Here is a 23,055-nt window from a genome sequence, read left to right as displayed (position 1 = left end):
AGTATGCTATGTTAGTGGAAATGCTGAGAAGTATTGTAGTAGTAAATGATTAAAGTCATCCTTACACACATTTTTAGGTTGTACCATGGAGCCCCTAATCAAGGCAGTGGAGTATTTATCTCAGCGGATTTCGGATAGTGTTTTATACACTTCAGTCTCCGATATCTACACTTCAGTCAGTTATATTTTTTTCAGGAAGACCTAGCTCAGACTTTTGAATCAAATCTGAAACGAAATGACTCCAAGGCTGCTCTTATTTATCACATGTGTTCTTATGCAAACCCAGGCATTTTCGCAAGCTACTATCCAAGGAAAAGTGCTCGACGAAAAGGGACTGCCCCTGCCCGGAATAAATATCCAGATCAAAGGGAGCTACGATGGAGCCACAAGCGATGAAGATGGAAGCTATCAATTTGAAACCGCTGAAATAGGTACTCAACTATTGGTTTTTAAGTTTCTTGGATTCAAAACACAGGAACTTGCAGTCAACATTGAGTCTGGTTCTAATGATATTCCACTAATTAAATTAGTCGAAGAAATCACCCAAATGAACTCCGTGACGATCTCAGCTGGAGCCATGGAAGCTTCTGATGAGAAAAAAGCGGTAGTCTTGAGACCACTGGATATAGTCACCACATCAGGAGCAATGGGAGATATTGCTGGGGCATTGCAGACTCTTCCCGGTACAAGCACGGTTGGAAACGACGGTCGTTTGTTTGTTCGCGGTGGCGATGCCAGCGAAGTGGGAATCTACATTGATGGTCTTCGGGTGGGCAATGCATATGGAAGCTCCACGGCAAATGTGCCCACCAGAACGCGCTTCAATCCGAATATTTTCAAAGGTACATTTTTCAGCACCGGTGGGTATTCTGCGGAATATGGTCAGGCTCTTTCATCAGCCCTGTCTCTGAATTCCAAAGACCAATCCTTAAGAACTCAGGGTGATCTCTCGCTCATGTCCGTGGGAGGTGGATATGCCCAAACACTAGCCAATGAAACCCAAAGTATTTCTCTTACCGCTAATTACTTTGACTTAAAGCCTTACCAAAAACTCATCAGACAAGATTTCGAGTGGGAAAGAGCTCCTTATGGATGGGATGTGGAACTGTCAGCTAAGCAACAGCTAAAGAAAGGTGGGCTTGTAAAAGTGCTTGCCCGAACTGAGGCTGGAGGAATGGAACTTTGGCAGCCTCAACCTGGGGAAAAAGGCCAAGGAACCTTGGTAAAGCTGAATAACAGCTACTCGTATGCTCAGAGCAATTGGAGGAATGCCTATGAAAACGGCTGGACCCTGTTTGGAGGCGTGTCAGTTTCTTCAAATACAGATGACTTGCTCATAGATTCCACTCCGATTGAAAGAAAAAACTTACTTTTCCATACCAAATTCACCGGGATCAAAGATTTTTCGGATCGGATTTCTATGAAAGTGGGTATAGAATATTTTATCCACAATTACTCAGAAAGACTCCAAAATGAAGATCAGGAAAGGTCATTTGGAGAAAAAGAAACTTACCTCTTCACTGAGTGGGACTGGTATCTGAGCAAGAAATTAGTGTTAAGAGGGGGGCTACGTGCAGGAAATAGCCAGTTGGCAAGCCAGACTTGGTTAGATCCAAGAATTTCATTGGCCTATCAAGTGTCAGAATTTGGTCAAGTTTCTCTTGCTTCTGGCAGGTTTCATCAATTGCCCATCGAAAACCTTCGTGTGATTGACACAAAAATCGGAAACTCTGAATCAAGTCACCTGATTTTAAACTACTTGTACCAAAAAGAGGGCCTCATGTTCAGAGCCGAGACTTTCTACAAAAGCTATGATGACTTACTTAGATTTGAAGGAAGCCTCTCCAATCCTACACAGCTTCAGAATACCGGAACTGGCTATGCCCGAGGAATAGACTTTTTCCTCAGGGATCGCAAAAGTATCAAAAACACGGACTATTGGATTTCTTACAGCTTCGTGGATAGTAAGCGCTCCTATAATCAGTATGAGGACAAAGTTCAGCCGGATTTTGCTCCAAAACATAATTTCTCTCTGGTAATAAAACATTTCATCCCGGCGCTCAACTCCCAGCTCGGAACTACTTTCTCCTTCAATGATGGATACAGCTATACCAATCCAAATGAACCGGGAGCAATGAATTCCAAAACCCCAAGCTACCAAAGCTTAAGCTTCTCCTGGAGCTACCTGCCCAAGCCAAACCTCATTATTCATCTAGCATGCACCAATGTATTAGGAAGAGATAATGTATTTACCTATTCCTATGCTGCTGATCCCAATGAAGATGGAGTTTTTGAATCTCTTCCCATTGGCCAACCAGCCCCGAGATTCCTATTCTTAGGGATTTTCCTGACGCTATCAAAAGATAAAACTGCAAATAATTTAAACAATCTATAAGCTCCAAAACCATGAAAAAGACAACCTTAAGCTTCGCCTTGACTTTAATGTTAATCACTTTTGCGCAAGCAAGTGACCCGGCTTTCATAGCTGCTATGCAGAAGCAACTAGCAGCAAAGAAAACTATTGAAACCTATGAGCAATCACAAACTATAACCAATGGATTTTTGAGAATTGCTGATGCTACGGAAGCAGAATGGCTTCCTTACTACTACGCAGCCTTACTAAAAACTGAAGCAGCTTTCCGCTTCGACATAAACAAGGATAAAAGCCTAGACGAAGCACTCGAGCTCGTGGAAAAGGCGAGCAAAATTGCCCCTGGAAATTCTGAAATCACTGCCTTGAATGGGTACATTTTAATGGGAAAAATCAGTTTGGATCCTGCCGGACGGGGACAAACTATGAGTCCTCAGGCTATGCAGCTTTTTGGGAAAGCCATTAATCTTGACCGTGAAAATCCCAGAGCTGTTTCCCTGATGTCACAAATGGAACTGGGTATGTCTCAATTCTTTGGCACTGGACCAGAAAAAGCCTGCGGAATGGCGAGGATGAGTCTAGAACTTTATACAAAAGAAGAAGCCAAAATCTCAGATGAGTATATTCTTCCTACTTGGGGGAAAACACAAGCTGAACAGGTCGCTTCTACGTGTGATTGATTCTGGACACAGTTGGCGATTCCTTTCTTTCCACTACGAGAGACAGGAATTGCCTCTTTTTAATTAATTTCCCACAATGCCCGAATTGAAAACTCCCGTGACCTGCGCTAAAGAAAATGGAATTTGGAATACTTTCCCAAGTTTCGTCATGATCAATTTGGGGATAGTGACGGTATTGATGCTATTCTTTTGTCCGAAATGCTTTCTTAGCTGGGAAGGAATCCAAAGTATGTTTCCGGATTTCCTTTTTTCGCTGGCCATCACCGTAGCTATGAGCTTTGGTGGCAATGCCGTAGAGACATTCTACGACAAGCGAATTTCTTGGATCCACCATCCAGTAAAGCGGCTCATGCTTACCAGTGTGACCTACCTCAGCTATGCATTCATAGTGTCATTTTGTTTAGTGTTCCTTTATTCATGGATTAGAGGAAATTTCACTATTGATAATATTCCCGTAGCTATACTTTTGAACTATTCGCTGATGCCCATGGGAATTGCGCTGGGGTTCATGGCCCTATTTACTACACGCTCATGGCTGCTGGAATGGAGAAAATCAGCGCTGGAAGCAGAGATTCTGCGAAACGAAAAACTGTCTAGTCAATACCAATCACTACGAGACCAATTAAACCCACACTTCTTATTCAACTCTTTAAACGTACTGTCGGGATTGGTATATGAAGACGCTGACCGATCCGCTGCATTTATCCAGAAATTGTCAAAAATCTACCGCTACGTTTTGGAAGTTCAGAAGGAAGAATTGGTGGATCTAGATAGGGAAATTTCTTTTGCTAAGAACTACCTAGAGCTCCAGAAAATCCGATTTGAAGAAAGTCTTCAATTTAAAATTGAAATAACTGAACAAACTGGATCTCTGCCTCCTTTATCTCTCCAACTATTGCTTGAAAATGCGATAAAACACAATATAGCAAGCGAAGAAGATCCGCTAGTTATCCACATCTATAGAAGAGACAATAACTTATGGGTTAGCAATACATATCAGCCGAAATCTAGTCAAACTGAGCCTTCCACGGGCGTAGGTTTGAATAATATAAAAATGAGGTATCAACTGGTTTCTAATACGACTATAGCTGTCATTGAAACCGAGAATGAGTTTATTGTCAGCTTACCCATTTTATATTTATCCACATGAAATCGAGCATGACCCAGAGCGACACACAGAGGTATGATTATAATGCATGCGAAGATTCCATATGGCCTTTAAAAATCAAATTATAATCATATGAAAATATTAATCATAGAAGACGAAAAACCTGCGGCAAAATTACTCAAAACTCAAATAGAACATCATTTTGAAGATGCACAACTATTCGGGAATTTGGACAGTATCTCAAAATCAATTGCATGGTTCCAACAAAATTCTGCCCCAGATTTAATCTTTTGTGATATACAACTCGCCGATGGAATAAGCTTTGAGATTTTTGAAAAAATAAAGTTATCTACCCCCATTATTTTCACCACGGCTTTTGATCAGTATGCTATCAAGGCATTTCAGGTAAACGCTATTGACTACCTGCTTAAGCCTATAGATCCTGAAGATCTTGCACGAGCTGTGGATAAGTTTAAGTCAAATCAGATAAGGTCAACCATTGAACTGGATGTACTGAAAAGCTTACTTGCTCCCACTAAAACCAGCTTCAAATCCAGATTTTTAGTACGCTTTGGAGAGAAAATTCAAAGTATTTCTACATCGGATGTTTCCTTTTTCAACAGCGAAGAACGAGTCACTTTTATACAAACCTATAAAGGGAAAAGGTATGTGCTCGAAAGTACCTTGGAGCAAACAGAATCTCAGGTTAACCCCGCCAATTTTTTTCGTCTCAATCGAAAATACCTGTGCAGTATGGAAGCTATAGATGGGATATTTTCTTATTCAAATAGTCGCTTAAAAGTGACACTGAAAAATTGCGCCGATCAGAATATCCTAATAAGTCGTGAAAAAGTAAGTGATTTCAAAAAATGGTTAGACCATTGATTTAGAGAAACCTAAATTTTATGAAAATCTGAGATTGAAAAAACTAGATGAATTAGGATGGTTAGGTTTAAGACAAATCCAGTCTCTAACTGAGACCTTTGTGGAACTTGGCACACTTAGCGGTTAAAATTTTTACCATAAAAAAAGAGGCTATCTCATAAGTAGGGACAACCTCTTTTTACTCTTAGTTCGATTTCCTCTCCAGAATCAGCGAAGAAATATGTATTCCCTCACGAGTTGGGAAGAATCTTTGATCAGTTTTATCCATTTATTATAATTGAAAACCACTGTACTCTTCGGCTGATAAGGCCTGTAGTGAAGTATGCGTGCAGGTAGGGATGCAGCCTAATTTGTATTTTACGCACATTCTGGATAGTAGCCGTTCGACCTAATTTTTGTTCTCACTAATCAGCCACTTTTTTCTAGGTGCGATGGATTTGAAAGAAAATCATTCGATTTTAAGACTTTATTTAAAATTAATCTAATTAACGTTTGGCTCATTCGATCTGGATATTATATTTGCACCTACTTATAATCAATCTAAATAAAAAAGAATTCAGTATGAAGGCCAAATATTTGCCACTAATTGCTCTTGTGGTCACCTTTTTCTCATGCATAGAGGATAATTCAGACGAAATAGCCGATTTAAGTACTCCAGACACCTATACTTTCAAGAGAGACGGCATATCTACGGTGTCCTACCAAGGTCAAACGGACAGGCTCAATATGCTTTCAGAAATGAAATCCTACTTGACTAAAGGTGACAATGGTACTGCGATCTCTGCACAAACGTTATTGGACATGTATGCCAATGCCAATGAGCCTTTTGAGAGTGGGGAACTTAATGCTGCCACCAGCAAGCAGTTGGAAAACAAGACCAGCCCTGCCGATGTCGAATTTTTTAAGGGTATCATGGTGGATGCAGCCGATGTAAGTGCAGAGGTAGCCATCAACGGTACGGAAGCTAGTGAAGGAGTAGCTGGTAAAATCGAAAGAGGAACCTCCGGCAAATTCATCAATATCAACGAAAAGGGCTGGGAATTCACCCAATTTATTGAAAAAGGTTTAATGGGCTCTGTTTTCTATCATCAAATCTTCAATGCCTATCTCTCAGATTCCAAAATCGGTGAAGGTGTTAATAATGAAAATCTCGTCGAAGGAAAAAATTACACTACCCTGGAACATCACTGGGATGAAGCATTTGGGTATTGGGGTGTGCCTGTGGATTTCCCAAAAGGTACTCCAGCACTTCCAGATAGCTACAAAAGATTTTGGGCAAATTACACTAATGGAAGAGATGCAATGCTCAATGTCAATCAGCCGATGATGGATGCCTATATCTTGGGTAGAACAGCCATTGTAGCCAACAATCATACGGTTAAAAATGAACAAATAGTAACTATTATTGACCTGCATGAACTTGTATCAGCCGCTACAGCAATCCATTATATTAATGATTCCATGAATGCATTGAGCACTGGAGATTCCGGTAATTTCTTTCATTCCCTTTCCGAGGGCTATGCCTTTGTAGCCGCTTTAAAGCACAGTCCGCGCAAAAAAATAACCCAAGCAAATATTGATGATATCTTGAAGGTGGACTTTGGTGTGGACGGAGACTTCTGGACCGTGACAATGGCAGGGCTTCAAAGTGCCAAAGATAAATTGACATCAGCATATCCCGAACTTAAAGAAATAGAAGATGTACTTTAAAAAGGCACATTACTTATTTTCTATTTTGATGGTAACAGGCATTATTTGCCTGTTACCATCTTGCGTTGAGGAGCCATTGGATAAGAAGATTACTGTGGACCGTCAACCTCTCCTAGTGAGTTTGACTGACCGTGTGATTCTCCCAGGTTATGAAAAATTACATCAACAAGTCACTGGTTTGCAACAAACCGCAGCAGCGTTCACGGAGAACCCCAATCCAATAACCCTAGAAGCAACAAGATCCTCATTTTCCGCCACATATCTTTCCTGGCAATCCGTAGCTTTCTTTGAGTTCGGGCCTGCTTTTGAACAAACGTTACGCGCTGAAATGAACACTTTTCCCACAGATAATTTTTCAATAGAAAATAACGTGGAATCTGGGGAATTTAGCCTGACAGGTTTCAGTACTCTAAACAGAAGAGGGCTTCCCGCAATGGACTATTTCCTGTATGGCATTGGCGAAAATGACGAGGCAACTCTAGAGAAATATACATCTGATATTTATGCCCAAAACAGAAAAGATTATCTCTTGGCCATCACAGATATCATGGTAGCCAAAGTAGATGAAGTCTATCAGGGTTGGCTTTCTTCCGGCAACAACTATAGAGCCGAATTCATAAGTAAAGATGGTACAGATGTGGGATCCTCCATAGGACAAATGGTGAATAGCCTCTCTCAATACCTGGAGCAGTTTACCCGCGATGCCAGAATAGGTATTCCTTTGGGAAAAAGATCACAAGGCACCATCATTGCCCGCAATGTAGAAGCTTATTATAGTGGTCTTTCTGTTTCATTGGCTGTTAAAAATGTGGCTGGCATCCGAAACTTCTATTTGGGAACAGACGGTCAATCGAATGGCATTGGTTTCTATCACTTTCTTCAGGATCTAAAGGCCGGCAATGATGGTATGTTGGCAGAGCGCATACTGGATCAATTAGATTTGGCACTCTCCCAAACAGAAGCAATGCCTTCGCCCCTTTCCGAAGCTATGGATCAAAATTCCTCACTGGTGGATGCCGCTCATACGGAATTGCAAAAGTTGGTGATCATCATAAAAACCGAAATGCCTTCTGCCCTAGGCGTACTGATTACGTACCAGGACAATGACGGTGATTAAATTTATTGTGAAAACTGATCTGTCTAAAATAATAAACCAGCCCAAATCCATCGCGCCCTTAGTTCACTTTAGGGTGCTTTTTGGGTTTATTATGCTGATCAGCATCCTTCGATTTGTGTGGAATGGTTGGATAGAGACACAATACCTGCAACCTCAGTTTCACTTTACTTATTACGGTTTTGGTTGGGTGAAGCCAGTGGATGCACTTGGCATGTATCTGTTGTTTGGCTTGATGGCCCTTTCCGCTATAGGAATAATGATAGGCCTTTTTTATCGCTTGTCTGCCTTGCTTTTTTTCCTTTCTTTCACTTATGTAGAACTTATTGATGTAACCAATTACCTCAACCACTATTATTTTGTCAGTCTAATGGCTTTGTTATTGGTTTTCATTCCGGCCAATCGAGACTTTTCTCTGGATGTATGGACCAATCCCACCAAGCAGGTGGCTACAATTCCCAATGGGTTTATACTCATCATTCAGCTTGTTTTGGGCTTAGTTTATTTCTATGCAGGCATTGCCAAACTGAATCCGGATTGGCTGTTGGAGGCGCTTCCTTTACGAATTTGGCTACCTCCCCATACCAGCCTTCCCCTAATTGGTGCATTGATGGATGAACTATGGGTAGCCTATGCTTTCAGCTGGTTTGGGGCAATTTATGACCTAAGCATTCCTTTTTTGCTCTTTTACCGAAAAACAAGGCTATTTGCCTTTATTGCCGTGGTAGTTTTCCATATTTCTACCTGGCTGCTTTTTCCCATTGGCATGTTCCCATTTATCATGATTCTGTCCACCACCATCTTTTTTTCGGCACAGTTCCATAATCAAATATTATCCCAAGTCAAAAGGATATTCTCCAATACCTTCAGTACCATACCTCACAAAAGGAACCACTACCATCCAGTTTACTTGAAAGGGATATGGGGGTTTTTTACCCTTTTTATGTTTATCCAGCTCCTGCTTCCTTGGAGGTTTGCATTGTACCCGGGCAATTTGTTTTGGACTGAGCAAGGATATCGCTTCTCATGGAGAGTAATGTTAATGGAAAAAGCTGGGTATGCCATTTTCCATGTAAAAGACCCACAAACTGGTAAGGAATGGGAAGAATATGCGCGGGATTACCTTACTCCAATGCAGGAAAAGCAAATGTCCACCCAACCGGATATGATCCTCCAATTTGTTCATTATCTGGAGGAACAAATGGGAGAAATCGGATTTCCTGAAGTAGAAATAAGGGCAGAAGTCTATGTGACCTTAAATGGAAGCCCAAATAAATTATTGCTAGACCCTAATATTGACCTTTCCCTAGAAAATGAAAGTTTTCGTCCAAAGTCATGGGTATTACCTTATTTGAAATAGATGAAATCGAGCATGACTCAAGGGTCACACACTGGGATGATTATAAGACCTGTGAGATTCTCCCGATCCGCCGCGGCGGACGGGACGGGCTATGTGGCCTTTGAAAATCAATTATAAACACATGAAAACGCAATTACTAACTCTTCTCCTTATTAGTCTCCTAACTTTTCAGGTGCAAGCGCAGGTTAACTTACATGGGGTGGTAGAATCAGCTGGCGAGACTATTCAGGGAGCTCAAGTCTATTTGGCGGGGACTTCGTTCAAAACCTTGTCAGAAATGGATGGGAAATACCGGTTAGATTCTGTTCCGGTAGGGAGCTATACTCTGGTTGTTTTCTACATGGGCAAAAATACTATCTTCCAAAAGATCAGTCTGTCGGATAATCATAAAACCCATCAAATTAACTTCCAAATGGAAGAAATAAACGGGGACTTAGAGCAAATCACGGTAATTGGCCAAAAAGAAGGATCCAACGGTGTGCGTAGGCTTAATGCGGTTGAAGGAACTGCTATCTATGAAGCCAAAAAAAATGAGGTCATAGTACTGGGTAATATCACGGCCAATCTTGCTACCAACAATAGTCGGCAGGTTTATGCCAAAGTGCCTGGACTCAATGTTTATGAAAGTGATGGAGCTGGCCTGCAATTAGGTATTGGAGCCAGAGGCCTAGACCCTAATAGAACTTCTCACTTCAACGTTCGACAAAATGGATATGACATCAGTGCGGATGCCTTGGGATATCCGGAAAGTTATTATACTCCTGCGACGGAAGCCATAGAACGTATAGAGGTGGTGCGAGGTGCAGCTTCTCTACAATATGGAACACAGTTCGGTGGGCTGGTAAACTTTGTCATGAAGGAAGGTCCAAGAGACAAAAAGGCGGAAGTAACCCTGAGAAACTCGATAGGTTCTTACGGCTTTTTAAACACCTTCACTAGTGTCGGAGGAACAAATGATAAATGGAATTACTATACATTTTTCCAATATAAAAAAGGAAATGGATGGAGGGAAAATACTCATTTTGACTCTAAAATGGCCTATGCTTCCCTCGCTTTTTCGCCCAGTGAGCGGTTTAAGCTCACTTTCCAATTCACCTTCATGGATTATCTGGCTCAGCAGCCTGGAGGGCTTACGGATGCTCTTTTTGAACAAGATCCCAGACAATCTATCCGAAAGCGCAATTGGTTCCAGGTCAACTGGAACCTACTGGGCAATCATATTGACTATAAAATCTCAGACAAGCTTAAGCTGAACATCCGGACCTTTGCCCTAATCGGCAGCAGAGATGCATTAGGCAACCTCGGCAGAATAGACCGTGCCGATGATATGCAGGAAAGGAACCTATTTGTAGATGACTTTAAAAATTTCGGCTCAGAAGCCAGGTTGTTATATAATTTCCAACTACTTGGCCAATCTCATGCCTTTCTCATCGGAACCAGGTATTATCAAGGAATGACTGACAGAAAACAAGGATTGGGCTCTGATAATAGTGATGCGGATTTTAGGTTTCTTCACCCAGACAAGCTGGAAGATGTGGACTTTAATTTTCCAGGAAGAAATATTTCAGTCTTTGCCGAAAATATCTTTAACCTAAACGATAAATTCAGTGTCACTCCAGGAGTACGATTGGAGAATATTCATACCGCTTCAAACGGTTATTATAGTAATATCGTATTAACACTAGATTCGGAAACAGGCTTTGCCAAGGACTCTACTTACCTGATTCAGGAAGAAAGAGAAAGTGATCGTACATTTGTTTTTGCCGGGCTGGGATTAAGCTATAAAATGACTCCTTCTATTGAGCTTTATGCAAACTTTTCCCAGAATTACCGCTCCATAAACTTCAATGATATTAGGGTCAGCAATCCTAATCTGGTGGTGGATGAGAACATTCAGGATGAACGAGGTTATAATTTTGATCTGGGAATCCGTGGAAAAAATAGCTTATTGTTCAACTACGATGTCAGCCTTTTCTATCTGCGATATGATGATCGTATAGGAGCAATTTTGAAAACAGACCCTGAAAACTTTAGAATTTATCGTTTCAGAACCAACATCGCAGATGCTCGAAGTATGGGGGTAGAAGCATTTGGGGAAGTGGATATTTTCAGAATAATAGAGCTTAATGAAAAGTATAAATTAAATGTTTTCACCAATCTATCTGTCATTCATGCCCGCTATCTTAAATCAGAAGAAAATACCATAGCAGGCAATAAAGTTGAACTGGCGCCACCCCTAAGTATTCGTTCAGGAATATCACTGGGAATTGATCGCTTTAAAATGACTTACCAATATTCTTATGTTCAAGAGCATTTTACAGATGCTTCCAACGCCCTAAAAACTGCTTCTGCCGTAGAAGGAATCATCCCTACTTATCAAGTGATGGATTTGTCCCTCAGTTACGATTATAAAAATGTCAAATTGGAAAGCAGTGTCAATAACCTGTCTAACAATTCTTATTTTACCCGAAGAGCTACCGGGTATCCTGGGCCGGGCATTATTCCAGCAGAAGGAAGGACATTCTTCCTCACGCTACAATTGAAGTTTTAAATTTTAAGAGAAAAAGTAAATACTTTTTAGAAATGAAGGGCTACCATTATCCTAGGTGGTGGTATTAGATAATGACTTCTGCAATAATTTTTTGAAGTCATCACGCCTAATCCGCTTAGATTACATGAAATCGAGCATGACTAAAGCATCACACAGAGGGATGATTATCAGCCTTGCGAGATTCTCCCGATCCGCCGCGGCGGACCGGACGGGCTATGTGGTCTTTGAAAAACAATTATAAACACATAAAAAGGATATTATTTCAATATTGATTACATCAGGCTTTTAAGGATTTGCTCAAGTGGACTAGCCAAAAAAAAGCGCAAAAAAAGCGAGACTATTCAGTCTCGCCTTTTATTTGTAGTTCTATTTCCTCTCCAGATTCATCTAAGAATCTGAATTCCGTCACAGGTAGGGAAGAATCTTTGATCAGTTTTATCCACTTATTATACTTGAAAAACCACTTTACTCTTCGGCTGATAAGGCCTGTAGTGAAGTATGCGTGCAGGTAGGGATGCAGCCCAATTTGTATTTTACTTACATTCTGGATAGTAGCAATATGATTCACGTCTTTTTCCAGCTTATCGGCTATCAAAATTGAAGCCTGGATTTTGCCGGTGCCGTTGCAAGCTGGGCAGGTCTCTTTGGTCACAATATTGACCTCAGGCCTTACTCGCTGTCTGGTGATCTGCATGAGTCCAAATTTGCTCAATGGCAGAACAGTATGCTTAGACCTGTCAAACTTTAGCTCGCTATTCATCGCTTCGTAGATAGCCTTCTTATTCTCGGCCTTCTTCATGTCGATAAAATCGATCACGATGATCCCTCCCATATCCCGGAGGCGTAGCTGTCTACCAATTTCTTTAGCGGCGACCAGATTGGTTTTCAATGCCGTTGATTCCTGGTCACTTTCCTGGTTGGACTTGTTACCACTATTCACGTCAATGACGTGCAGGGCTTCTGTATGCTCGATGATCACATACCCTCCTTGCGGAAGGCTGACCGTCTGCCCAAACAGGCTTTTAATCTGCTTTTCTATTCCAAAACTTTCAAATAGCTTGGCTTTACCGTTGTAAAGCTTGACAATTTTTTCTTTTTCAGGAGCTATATTCCTGATGTAGGATCTGATCTGATCGTAAGTTGATTCTTCCTCTACGGTGATTGCGTCGAATGATTCATTGAGCAGGTCTCTCACTAGTGAGGAAGCCATACTCATCTCTCCGATAATTTTGTCGCGACTCTTGGCTTTCATCAATTTGGCCATGCCTTCTTCCCAACTGCTGAGAAGATTGCGAAGGTCTTTATCTAAGTCACTAACGGACTGACCTTCTGCCACTGTACGGATAATTACTCCGAAATTGGCTGGCTTAATAGAATTGATGAGTCTCAAGAGACGTCTTCTTTCCTCGTTGCTGCGGATCTTCTTGGATACGTTGACCGAATCCGAAAAAGGCACCAGCACGAGGTAGCGACCTGGCAGAGAGAGCTCACAGGATAGTCGAGGCCCCTTCGTAGAGATGGGTTCTTTGACGACCTGAACTAAAATCTGTTGATTTTTCGACAGTGGACTGGAGATTTTCCCAATCTTGTCGATTTCAGGATCGTTTTCAAAACCCTTCAAATTGTAATTGCCGTAGTTGTTGTTGCGCACCATTTTGGTGAACTTCGTCAGGCTGTTGAAATTTGCCCCGAGGTCTTGGTAATGAAGAAAGGCGTCTTTCTCATACCCAACGTCAATGAAAGCTGCATTGAGCCCATTGACGATTTTGCGGACCGTACCGAGATAAATATCTCCAACTTTAAACTGATTGTCCATTCCTTCGGAATGCAACTCAACCAGACTCTTGTCTTGAAGGAGGGCAATACGACTTCCGTTTTGAGCAGAATCGATTAACAATTCCGTACTCAAAATTTCGTCTTATTATTATGTAAATGAACGTGTACTCACATGACAATAAGAAGAAGTGTATTACTTCTTCTTATGTCTGTTTTTTCTTAGTCTCTTTTTACGCTTGTGCGTAGCGATCTTATGTCTTTTTCTTTTCTTTCCGCAAGGCATAGTCTTTGGATTTAGTAGTGATACAAATAAATTATAGCTTGTCGAGATAGCCTTCGATACTTCCAAGGATCATTTCATCATCGGTCATCGCTTTTACTTTCTCAAACTGGGCTTTCGCTTTGTTTTTTTGCTTGGCTTCGAAATAGCTTACTGCCAGGTAAAACTGCCCCTGAAGGTTGTCCGGGTGATACTGGACTAATTCTTCGAATCGCTCAGTGGCACGCTTGTACTGACCTGATTGCATAGATAGTACGCCCATGTTGAATAGTCCATCCTCATTTTGTGGATCCTGCTCCAAGATTTCTCTTAGCATCGTGATTCCCTGCATTGGGTTGGACGAGGACACATGAGTCATCGCTACCTTGGTTTTCAAATCCAATCGGGCGGGATCGTTATCCAACACCTGGTTTAAATACTTTCGGGTCTGTTCGGCAGTGTAAGTTACTTTCTCCGGATCTAGCGAAAAGCTGAATGCTTCATAAAAAGCATTTCCTGCTTTTTCTGCCAGAACTAGGTCTGACTGCTGATCGGCAGCCAAACTAAGATAATATCCTGCACTATCGTACTTCCCAAGTTCCTGATAGATCGCAGCAAGTTCTTCTGTGGAAGTTTTCACTTCCTCTTTGGAAGAATTTTCGGCGATCTGAACTTTCAGTGTATTTATCTGAAGTCTCTGATCTGGACTTAGCTCAGTCTCATGCATCGCTACCGGATCAGTGGATGGAGTAGCGGCAGATGAATCTTCCTGAGAAACTCCATCTGCTTTACTTTCATTATCCACGACCACACTAGGAAGAGCATACAATACTCCGACTGCTACCACTCCTATTGCGATAAGTATGAGCTGAGATCTTTTCATGTCAAAAGCTCTCTAGACTTAGTCCTGAGGCGCTAATTCTTTGATTTTTTTACTGTTTTTGATCTTCTCTACAAACACCTTTGACGGCTTGAAAGCCGGAATATAGTGCTCGTCGATGACGATCGCTGTGTTTTTGGAGATGTTTCGGGCGATTTTTTTAGCTCTCTTCTTATTGATGAAGCTACCAAATCCTCTCACGTAGATGTTGTCTCCTTCGGACATTGAATCCTTCACTACTTTGAAGAACGCCTCAATGGCTTGTGTAACATCATCCTTTTGGATACCTGTCTTGTCCGAAATCTTAGTGATTACTTCTGCTTTAGTCACTGTAATATTAATTTAGAAATTACGAAATAAGCTTAACAACCTATTAACCAAGTGTTTTTGGGACTGCAAATGTACGAGAACCATTGCAATTAAAAAACATATTCACAAAAATTAGCGTGATTTGTATGATAGACAATAATTAACTATGAGTCACAAAACCACTGAATATCAGGCTTTTTCATATCAAATACTAACTTGGTACAGAGAAAATCCTAGAGATTTACCTTGGAGAAGAACGCGGGATCCATACAAAATTTGGCTATCTGAGATCATTCTTCAGCAGACTCGGGTGGCACAGGGTTTACCTTATTATTATGCTTTTGTGAAGACTTATCCTACCGTCAAAGAGCTTGCATTGGCACCAGAAGAGGAGGTTCTTCGCTTGTGGCAGGGATTAGGATATTACAGCCGGGCGAGAAATCTTCATGCTTGTGCAAAAAGTATCTGGTTAGAAAGGAATGGAGAGTTTCCAAAGACGTACGAAGAACTCATCAAGCTAAAAGGAGTAGGAAGCTACACCGCATCTGCAATAGCAAGTTTCGCCTATGGCGAAGTGAAAGCAGTAGTAGACGGCAATGTTTTTCGAGTGCTTGCACGATATTTTGGAATTGAGACCGACATTGCTAGCACTAAGGCAAAGAAAGAATTTGAAACACTAGCAAACCAAATTATTCCAAAAGACCAGCCTGGGGAATTCAATCAAGCCATGATGGATTTTGGTGCACGTCTTTGCACTCCAAAAAAACCGGGCTGCGAAGTCTGCCCTGTCCAAAACTCCTGTTTTGCTTTGAAGCATACTATGGTGTCTGAACTCCCTGTGAAGATCAACAAGGTGAAAATAAAGGAGCGCCATTTCCATTATTTCGTAATTAAGTGCGGAAGTAAATGGGTATGGAAAAAGCGCACCTCAGGTGATATCTGGGAAGGCCTTTTTGATTTCCCCATAGAAGAATCTAGCATAGATACTCGATCCCCATCAATTGATATCCCCAATGCTAGGAAAGAACAAATTCAGCCTTTTCCCAAAAAATACAGACACATTCTCTCACATCAACGGCTTTCTGCTGTTTTCTCTGGAGTAGAAATAGAAGAAGAAAATATGGATAAGCTTGAAACCTGGTGCGAAAAAGAAGGTTTTATGCTAGTAGCTGAGGACAAAATTGAATACCTAGCTAAGCCAAAGTTGATAGTAAATTTTTTGAACGATCAAGGGATTTGAGTACCTTCAAGTTCGTTAATTTTTTCAACCTTAACTTATACTAAATATGGCAGGAGTAAATAAAGTAATCCTATTAGGTAATCTTGGAGCAGATCCCGAAGTGAAATATCTTGAAGGGGACAAAGCAGTAGCAAATCTCAGACTCGCAACTACCGAGTCGTACAAAGACAGAAGTGGCAACCGCGTGGATCAAACGGAATGGCACGACCTTGAAATGTGGGATGGTCAAGCCAAAATTGCCGAACAATACTTAAAAAAAGGCAGTCAGATCTACGTAGAAGGCAAAATCAAAACGGACAAGTGGCAAGATGAGCAAGGTCAAAATCGCTATCGAACTAAGATCAGGGTAATCAGTTTTACCATGCTTGGCGGTAAGCCAGACAGCCAGGAAGACACAGGCGCCCCGCAGCAATCCACTCAACATAGACCCACAACGTCTTCTCCTCCTTCCCCGCCTAAAGCACAGGAAATGGTCTCAGATACAGAAGATGATGACCTCCCATTTTAATAATCTATTCCCCTGGAAGCTATTTTCAGGGGAATTTTTTAATTTTGCATTACCCTTTGCGGTTTAATACATGGACGATCCCTACCCGAGTTACCATTTACTCGCTCAGATTAGCTCACCTTCGGTAAGTTATCTGGTACTAAATGGTTTGCTTTTTATACTATTATTGATAGGCTCTGCCTTAGTTTCTGGTTCAGAGGTAGCTTTTTTTTCCTTATCCAATGAAGACTTAGGAAACATCGAAGAGGAAAATACGCCACGAGGCAAAAAAGTAATCCGCTTAGTAGAAGCTCCTAAGAACCTCCTAAGCACCATTCTTATTCTTAATAATCTCATCAATATTGGAATAGTGACGCTTACCACCTTTGTAGCATGGACCGTATTTGGGAAAAATGCCACTGGTATAATCATTATTCTAGTTCAAACAATCGGTGTGACCTTCTCAATCGTGTTTTTTGGTGAGATCGTCCCAAAAGTCTATGCCAACAAGGCCAAGGTGGAATTCAGTCTTATAATGGCTCCAAGCATCAGCTTTTTCTCTACCATCCTAAAACCTATTTCCATGTTTTTGATGGCTTTTAGCAATCTGCTGGAGAAGAGAATCGAGAAGAAGGGATATTCTCTTTCTGTAAATGAGCTAAATCAAGCGTTGGAATTGACTACCGAAGATGCTCCAAATGAAGAGCGGGAGATTCTGCGTGGCATAGTAAATTTCGGTACACTCACCGTGAAGCAAGTCATGCAAAGCCGTATGGATCTCACCGCTGTGGACATGGAAATAGATTTCCACGAGTTGATGGACAAAATCAACAAAAGCGGCTATTCTAGAATTCCAGTTTATGCCGAGACCATAGATAATATTCAGGGCATACTGTATATCAAAGACCTTCTTCCCTACATCGAGCGGGATGAAGATTTTGCCTGGAACGAACTCATACGCAAGAGTTTCTTTGTGCCTGAAAACAAAAAAGTCGATACCTTATTGAAGGACTTCCAGCTAAAAAGAGTCCACATGGCAATTGTGGTGGATGAATATGGAGGAACTTCAGGATTGGTTACTTTAGAAGATTTGATTGAAGAGATCATCGGAGAGATCAACGACGAGTTTGACGATCATGATGACATCTTCTTCCAAGAGCTTGACCCGGCTACTTTTATCTTTGAAGGCAAGGTCTCCCTGAACGATTTCTGCAAAAAGCTAGATTTAGACTCCCAGCTATTTGAAGATGTGAAGGGAGAAAGTGAATCACTTGGAGGCTTGCTGTTGGAGCTTAATTCCAAGCTGCCTAAGAATGGTACCAAGATCAAATTTGAAGATTTCGAGTTCACTATCTTGGCAGTGGATGCCCGGAAAATCAAAAAAGTGAAGGTGCATATCAATTCCTTAGACAAAGAAACACTTGGCCCACATACTGACTGAGAAACAATTAATTACAATATTCTTAGTTTATCTGGTTTTTCAGAATAATATTCTTCTCTTATCCCAGCGGGTACTGATTGGTCGAGTCCATGCTAATATTCACAAAAAATAATTTTATTTTTTCCTGAAGTATTTTTGAGAATCCTGAAAAAAAAGAATTCTCACTTTTTTCTTCCAAATCAGCTGAAAAAGCACCCTATTTCCTCAATTACTGCTATAATTTTTATCTAGTGGCTCAGTTTTTCATACCAAAAAGTTAATTGCCAAAAAATCAAAAAAGTCAAAATCCATAAATAATAAGGCACTAAAGCAGCCGTTTTGTTGCCGAAATTTTAATAGGACAATTTTTTTCTGTAATTTTTGGAAATTTTGAACCTAATAAATTCTATAAAAATGCAAGAAGGTTTGTATCGATCGGAGTTTGAGCATGACTCCTGCGGTATAGGTGCGGTTGTCGATCTGAGTGCAGTTCCCTCACATGAGACGATTAGCGATGCCTTATATATGCTAAGCAATATGGAGCACCGAGGCGGTCGTGGATCTGATCCTAAGACTGGGGATGGCGCTGGCATATTAATTCAGGTACCACATCAGTTCCTCAAGGATATCACTGTGCGTACAGAGATCTCGCTTCCCGAAGCTGGATCCTATGGTGTGGGCATGACTTTCTTCCCTAAGAATAAACAGTTATTCCACCGGTCAAAAGAGCTACTCAATCAATTGATTGAAGAATTGGACTTTGAATTAATCGGCTATAGATCTGTGCCTGTGGACGAAACCGTGCCTGGCTCAGGAGCGCTAGAAGTGATGCCCAATATTGAGCAACTATTTGTCAGACATAAAAAAGGACTCACTGGTATTGAATTGGAGCGTAAACTCTATGTATTGAGAAACTACTCCACCTCAGAAATCAACACCAAGATTCCGGGGGTAAATCAGTCTTTCTATTTCGCAAGCTTAAGCAGCCAGACACTTATTTATAAAGGTCAGCTACGAACTGATCAGGTTTTGGCTTTTTACAAAGACCTTCAAAATCCGAGGATAGGATCTGCTTTCGCCATAGTTCACTCTAGATTCTCCACCAACACATTTCCAAACTGGAGACTCGCTCAGCCATTCCGCTTCCTTTCTCACAATGGAGAGATCAATACCATCAAGGGAAATCTGAATAAGATGAAGTCGAAGGAAAACCTCATGAAGTCGAAGTATTTCACAGATGAGGAGCTTTCCAGATTGATGCCCATCACCGATAAACAAAAGTCGGATTCCGCGAATCTTGATGCGATGGTGGAACTACTCACATTGAGTGGCAGGTCATTGCCACACGCCATGATGATGCTGGTGCCAGAAGCATGGCAAGATAACGAAGTCATGGATCGCGACAGAAAATCATTCTATAAATTCCATGCATCACTAGTTGAGCCATGGGATGGTCCTGCTGCTTTGCTATTTACCGATGGAAAATCTGTAGGGGCTACCCTAGATAGAAACGGACTTCGTCCATTGAGATACTTTATCACAAAGGATAATAGACTTATTCTTTCCTCTGAAGCTGGCGCATTGCCAATTCGAGAAGCTACCATTATCGAAAAAGGTAGAATCAGTCCGGGTAGAATGATTTGGGCTGATTTAGAAAAAGGCCGCGTAGTGTTTGATGAGGAAGTAAAAGGAGAAATTTGCGGTAAGCAGCCATACGAGCAGTGGGTTGCAGATCAGCGCATCAAGCTTCGCCTTGAAGATGATCCTAAATCACTGACGCATCCTTATACTACTGAGAATATCAAAAAACAGCAAACCATATTTGGATATACTTCGGAAGAACTGAAGGTGGTATTGAAACCTATGGGAGATACTGCCTATGAAGCGATAGGCTCCATGGGAGCAGATACACCTCTAGCTGTGCTATCCAAGGAAAGCCAGCATATTTCCAATTACTTTAAGCAGTTATTTGCACAAGTAAGTAATCCACCGATTGATCCCATACGGGAGCGATTAGTAATGTCCCTTTTCACCCGCCTGGGTGTGGGACAAAACATATTGGAAGAAAGCCCAAAACATACACGTCAAATCCATATTTCCCAACCAGTTCTGCTAAATGCAGATTTGCAAAAGGTTAAAAATATGGAAGGACAGGGCTATAGATGCGCTACTCTTGCAAGCCTTTTCCTAGCAGACCACAAGTCGGGAAGACTAACTGAAGCACTCATCAAGCTGTGTAACGAGGCGGAAAAAGCGATCCATGAAGGGAAAAATGTGATCATTATTTCTGACCGAAACAGCACGGAAGAATATGCACCAATCCCCTCTCTATTGGCAATCGGGGCTGTGCACCATCATTTGGTAAAAAAGAAAATCAGAACCAGTGCCGGCTTAGTCCTGGAGTCCGGAGATATTCGTGAAACACATCATTTCGCAACTGCAATTGGTTACGGAGCATCGGCGATCAATCCTTACATGGCATTGGAGTCACTGCTACACATGCATGAAACAGGTGAAATAAAAAATCCCAAAAACCAAAAGAAACTATTCTCAAATTATCAAGCCGCAATAGGAAAAGGACTGCTGAAAGTCCTTTCCAAAATGGGTATCAGTACGCTACAGTCGTACCAAAGTGCACAGATTTTCGAAGCGATAGGATTAGGGCCAGAAGTAATCGAAAGATGCTTCAAGGGCACCATCTCTAGAATCTCCGGTATTTCCTTTGACGAATTGGCAGAGGAAGTGTTAATTCGCCATAGAGCTGCTTACGAGACAGAATCACCGATACTAGAGCAAGGAGGTATTTATCAGTGGAAGAGAAGAGGTGAAAAACACTTGTTCAATCCTGAAACAATTCATCTACTTCAGAAATCTACACGGCTCAATGACTTTGGACTGTACAGAAAATTCGCTTCCAAAATCAACGAACAAAGCAAAGACGCTTTGACTCTAAGAGGCTTATTTGAATTCAAAAAGCGAATCACCGTCCCAATCGATGAAGTGGAACCGGCATCTTCCATTATGAGGAGATTTGCTACAGGAGCCATGTCTTTTGGATCAATTTCTCACGAAGCACATTCTACTTTGGCGATAGCCATGAATAGAATAGGTGCAAAGAGTAACTCAGGAGAAGGAGGAGAGGATGAGATCAGGTTTGCCAAAAAAGAAAATGGAGACTGGGAGCGCTCAGCGATCAAGCAAGTAGCCTCAGGTAGATTCGGAGTGACTAGTAATTATCTCACAAATGCAGCCGAGCTTCAAATCAAAATGGCTCAAGGTGCCAAGCCTGGAGAAGGAGGACAGCTTCCAGGACATAAAGTAGATGATTGGATAGGTAGAGTTAGACATTCCACTCCTGGAGTTGGATTGATCTCTCCTCCTCCCCACCACGATATATATTCCATTGAAGATTTAGCTCAGCTGATTTTCGATTTGAAAAATGCAAACAGAAAGGCAAGAATCAATGTAAAGCTTGTATCTCAAGCAGGAGTAGGTACAGTAGCAGCCGGTGTGGCAAAAGCCATGGCGGATGTAATCCTAATCTCAGGTGCCGACGGAGGCACTGGGGCATCTCCATTGAGTTCCATTCGTCATGCGGGCTTGCCTTGGGAGCTTGGACTGTCCGAAGCGCATCAAACTTTGGTGAAGAACAACCTTCGTAGCCGTGTGGTACTTCAGACCGATGGACAACTAAGAACTGGCCGTGATCTGGCGATTGCCACACTTTTGGGTGCTGAGGAATGGGGGATATCCACTGCTGCGCTTGTTGTAGAAGGATGTATTATGATGAGAAAATGCCATCTGAATACTTGTCCAGTGGGTGTTGCGACTCAAAATCCTGATTTGAGAAAGCTGTTTACAGGCAGTCCAGATCATGTGGTAAATTACTTCCAATTCCTTGTTCAAGATCTAAGAGAAATCATGGCGTCCCTAGGATTCCGTACGGTAGATGAAATGGTAGGACAAAGCAACGTTCTTCAATCTACGGGTCACTTGAATCACTGGAAGTGGGATAAAGTGGACTTGAGTCCTATTTTCCACAAGGTGGAAGTTCCAGATCACGTAGGCATTCACAAGCAAATCGATCAGGAGTTTGAGCTGAAAAGAGTGTTGGATCGCCAATTGATCAAAGCGGCGCATCCCTCTTTAGAGCAAGGTATGCCATCATCAGGCAGCTTCCAGATCAAAAATACCGATAGATCTGTGGGAGCGATGCTTTCCAATGAGATTTCCAAAATCTATGGTAGCCCAGGATTGCCTGAAGACACAATCAATTTCAAATTCACAGGTTCGGCAGGTCAGACATTCGGTGGATTCCTTACCAAAGGGGTCAACTTTGAACTAGAAGGGGAAGCTAACGATTACTTTGGGAAAGGTCTCTCCGGAGGAAAATTGATCGTGTACCCGAGCAGAAATGCCAAATTCGTTCCTGAAGAAAATATTATTATAGGTAACGTCGCATTCTATGGAGCCACTTCTGGAGTAGCATACATCAATGGAAAAGGTGGCGAGAGATTCTGCGTACGAAACTCAGGAGTACAGACCGTCGTGGAAGGAATCGGCGATCACGGATGTGAATACATGACGGGTGGATTAGTAGTCAATCTTGGAGAAATCGGAAGAAACTTTGCTGCAGGAATGAGTGGTGGCATAGCATACATTCTCAAGGAATACATCACAGACATCAATCCAGAATTGGTAGATATTGATATTCTGGGAGATGAGGATTTCAATACGATCAAGACATTTCTCAAAAGACATGTAAAATTGACCAAGTCAGGCTTGGGAACTAAATTTCTTGAAGATTGGGACAAAACCAAAGAGAAATTCATTAAGGTAATTCCGAGAGATTACAAGGCAGTTTTAGAGAAAAGAGCATTAGAACAATCAAAATCATTGGCGTAA

General features: G+C 41.6%; 15 protein-coding genes. 12 read left to right on the top strand and 3 right to left on the bottom strand.

The window, feature by feature from the left end; all coding sequences use genetic code 11:
- The first annotated feature begins 274 nt into the window (after window positions 1–274).
- The 8 genes from U3A58_RS01155 to U3A58_RS01115 all read left to right on the top strand — a co-directional run bounded on the left by U3A58_RS01155 (window position 275) and on the right by U3A58_RS01115 (window position 11,779).
- Window positions 275–2,395, top strand: a complete 2,121-nt coding sequence (locus U3A58_RS01155; RefSeq protein WP_323821532.1) for a TonB-dependent receptor — start codon at window positions 275–277, stop codon at window positions 2,393–2,395.
- Window positions 2,396–2,406: 11 nt separating this feature from the next.
- Window positions 2,407–3,051, top strand: coding sequence for a tetratricopeptide repeat protein (locus U3A58_RS01150; RefSeq protein ID WP_323821531.1), 645 nt, complete (start codon window positions 2,407–2,409; stop codon window positions 3,049–3,051).
- A gap of 76 nt (window positions 3,052–3,127) precedes the next feature.
- The gene (locus U3A58_RS01145) at window positions 3,128–4,201 is read left to right on the top strand and encodes a sensor histidine kinase (RefSeq protein WP_323821530.1); all 1,074 of its coding nucleotides are present in this window, start codon (window positions 3,128–3,130) and stop codon (window positions 4,199–4,201) included.
- Between the two features lie 90 nt (window positions 4,202–4,291).
- Window positions 4,292–5,044 carry a LytR/AlgR family response regulator transcription factor gene (locus tag U3A58_RS01140; protein ID WP_323821529.1) on the top strand — a complete coding sequence of 251 codons (753 nt, stop codon included), beginning with the start codon at window positions 4,292–4,294 and terminating at the stop codon, window positions 5,042–5,044.
- A 561-nt stretch (window positions 5,045–5,605) separates the two neighbouring features.
- Window positions 5,606–6,754 (top strand): DUF4856 domain-containing protein, encoded by a 1,149-nt coding sequence (locus U3A58_RS01130; protein WP_323821528.1) that lies wholly within the window; start codon window positions 5,606–5,608, stop codon window positions 6,752–6,754.
- The gene (locus U3A58_RS01125; RefSeq protein ID WP_323821527.1) at window positions 6,744–7,871 is read left to right on the top strand and encodes an imelysin family protein; all 1,128 of its coding nucleotides are present in this window, start codon (window positions 6,744–6,746) and stop codon (window positions 7,869–7,871) included. The genes U3A58_RS01130 and U3A58_RS01125 overlap by 11 nt, the downstream gene beginning before the upstream one ends.
- A 91-nt stretch (window positions 7,872–7,962) precedes the next feature.
- Entirely contained in the window at window positions 7,963–9,228 is a 1,266-nt protein-coding gene (locus U3A58_RS01120) for an HTTM domain-containing protein (RefSeq protein WP_416377269.1), read from the top strand.
- Window positions 9,229–9,349: 121 nt separating this feature from the next.
- The gene (locus U3A58_RS01115) at window positions 9,350–11,779 is read left to right on the top strand and encodes a TonB-dependent receptor (protein ID WP_323821525.1); all 2,430 of its coding nucleotides are present in this window, start codon (window positions 9,350–9,352) and stop codon (window positions 11,777–11,779) included.
- A 337-nt stretch (window positions 11,780–12,116) separates the two neighbouring features.
- Here U3A58_RS01115 and U3A58_RS01110 read toward each other — a convergent pair whose 3' ends face one another.
- From U3A58_RS01110 to U3A58_RS01100, 3 genes are all read right to left on the bottom strand, one after another.
- Complete coding sequence (locus U3A58_RS01110; RefSeq protein ID WP_323821524.1) at window positions 12,117–13,688, bottom strand: Rne/Rng family ribonuclease; 1,572 nt, start codon at window positions 13,686–13,688, stop codon at window positions 12,117–12,119.
- A gap of 181 nt (window positions 13,689–13,869) precedes the next feature.
- On the bottom strand, window positions 13,870–14,697 hold the full coding sequence (locus U3A58_RS01105) for a tetratricopeptide repeat protein (protein WP_323821523.1): 828 nt from the start codon (window positions 14,695–14,697) through the stop codon (window positions 13,870–13,872).
- An 18-nt stretch (window positions 14,698–14,715) separates the two neighbouring features.
- The gene (locus U3A58_RS01100; protein ID WP_091696410.1) at window positions 14,716–15,024 is read right to left on the bottom strand and encodes an HU family DNA-binding protein; all 309 of its coding nucleotides are present in this window, start codon (window positions 15,022–15,024) and stop codon (window positions 14,716–14,718) included.
- A gap of 145 nt (window positions 15,025–15,169) precedes the next feature.
- On the opposite strand from U3A58_RS01100, the gene mutY reads away from it, so the two are divergent.
- From mutY to gltB, 4 genes are all read left to right on the top strand, one after another.
- Window positions 15,170–16,243, top strand: a complete 1,074-nt coding sequence (gene mutY, locus U3A58_RS01095; RefSeq protein ID WP_323821522.1) for an A/G-specific adenine glycosylase — start codon at window positions 15,170–15,172, stop codon at window positions 16,241–16,243.
- Window positions 16,244–16,289: 46 nt separating this feature from the next.
- Window positions 16,290–16,751, top strand: a complete 462-nt coding sequence (locus U3A58_RS01090) for a single-stranded DNA-binding protein (RefSeq protein WP_323821521.1) — start codon at window positions 16,290–16,292, stop codon at window positions 16,749–16,751.
- Between the two features lie 70 nt (window positions 16,752–16,821).
- Window positions 16,822–18,171 carry a gliding motility-associated protein GldE gene (gene gldE, locus U3A58_RS01085; RefSeq protein WP_323821520.1) on the top strand — a complete coding sequence of 450 codons (1,350 nt, stop codon included), beginning with the start codon at window positions 16,822–16,824 and terminating at the stop codon, window positions 18,169–18,171.
- Between the two features lie 393 nt (window positions 18,172–18,564).
- Window positions 18,565–23,055 carry a glutamate synthase large subunit gene (gene gltB / locus U3A58_RS01080; RefSeq protein ID WP_323821519.1) on the top strand — a complete coding sequence of 1,497 codons (4,491 nt, stop codon included), beginning with the start codon at window positions 18,565–18,567 and terminating at the stop codon, window positions 23,053–23,055.

Source organism: Algoriphagus persicinus (assembly GCF_035156415.1).
Lineage (GTDB): Bacteria > Bacteroidota > Bacteroidia > Cytophagales > Cyclobacteriaceae > Algoriphagus > Algoriphagus persicinus.
The sequence above is the reverse complement of the archived record's forward strand: the minus strand, read 5'-3'. Positions and strand labels throughout refer to the sequence as shown.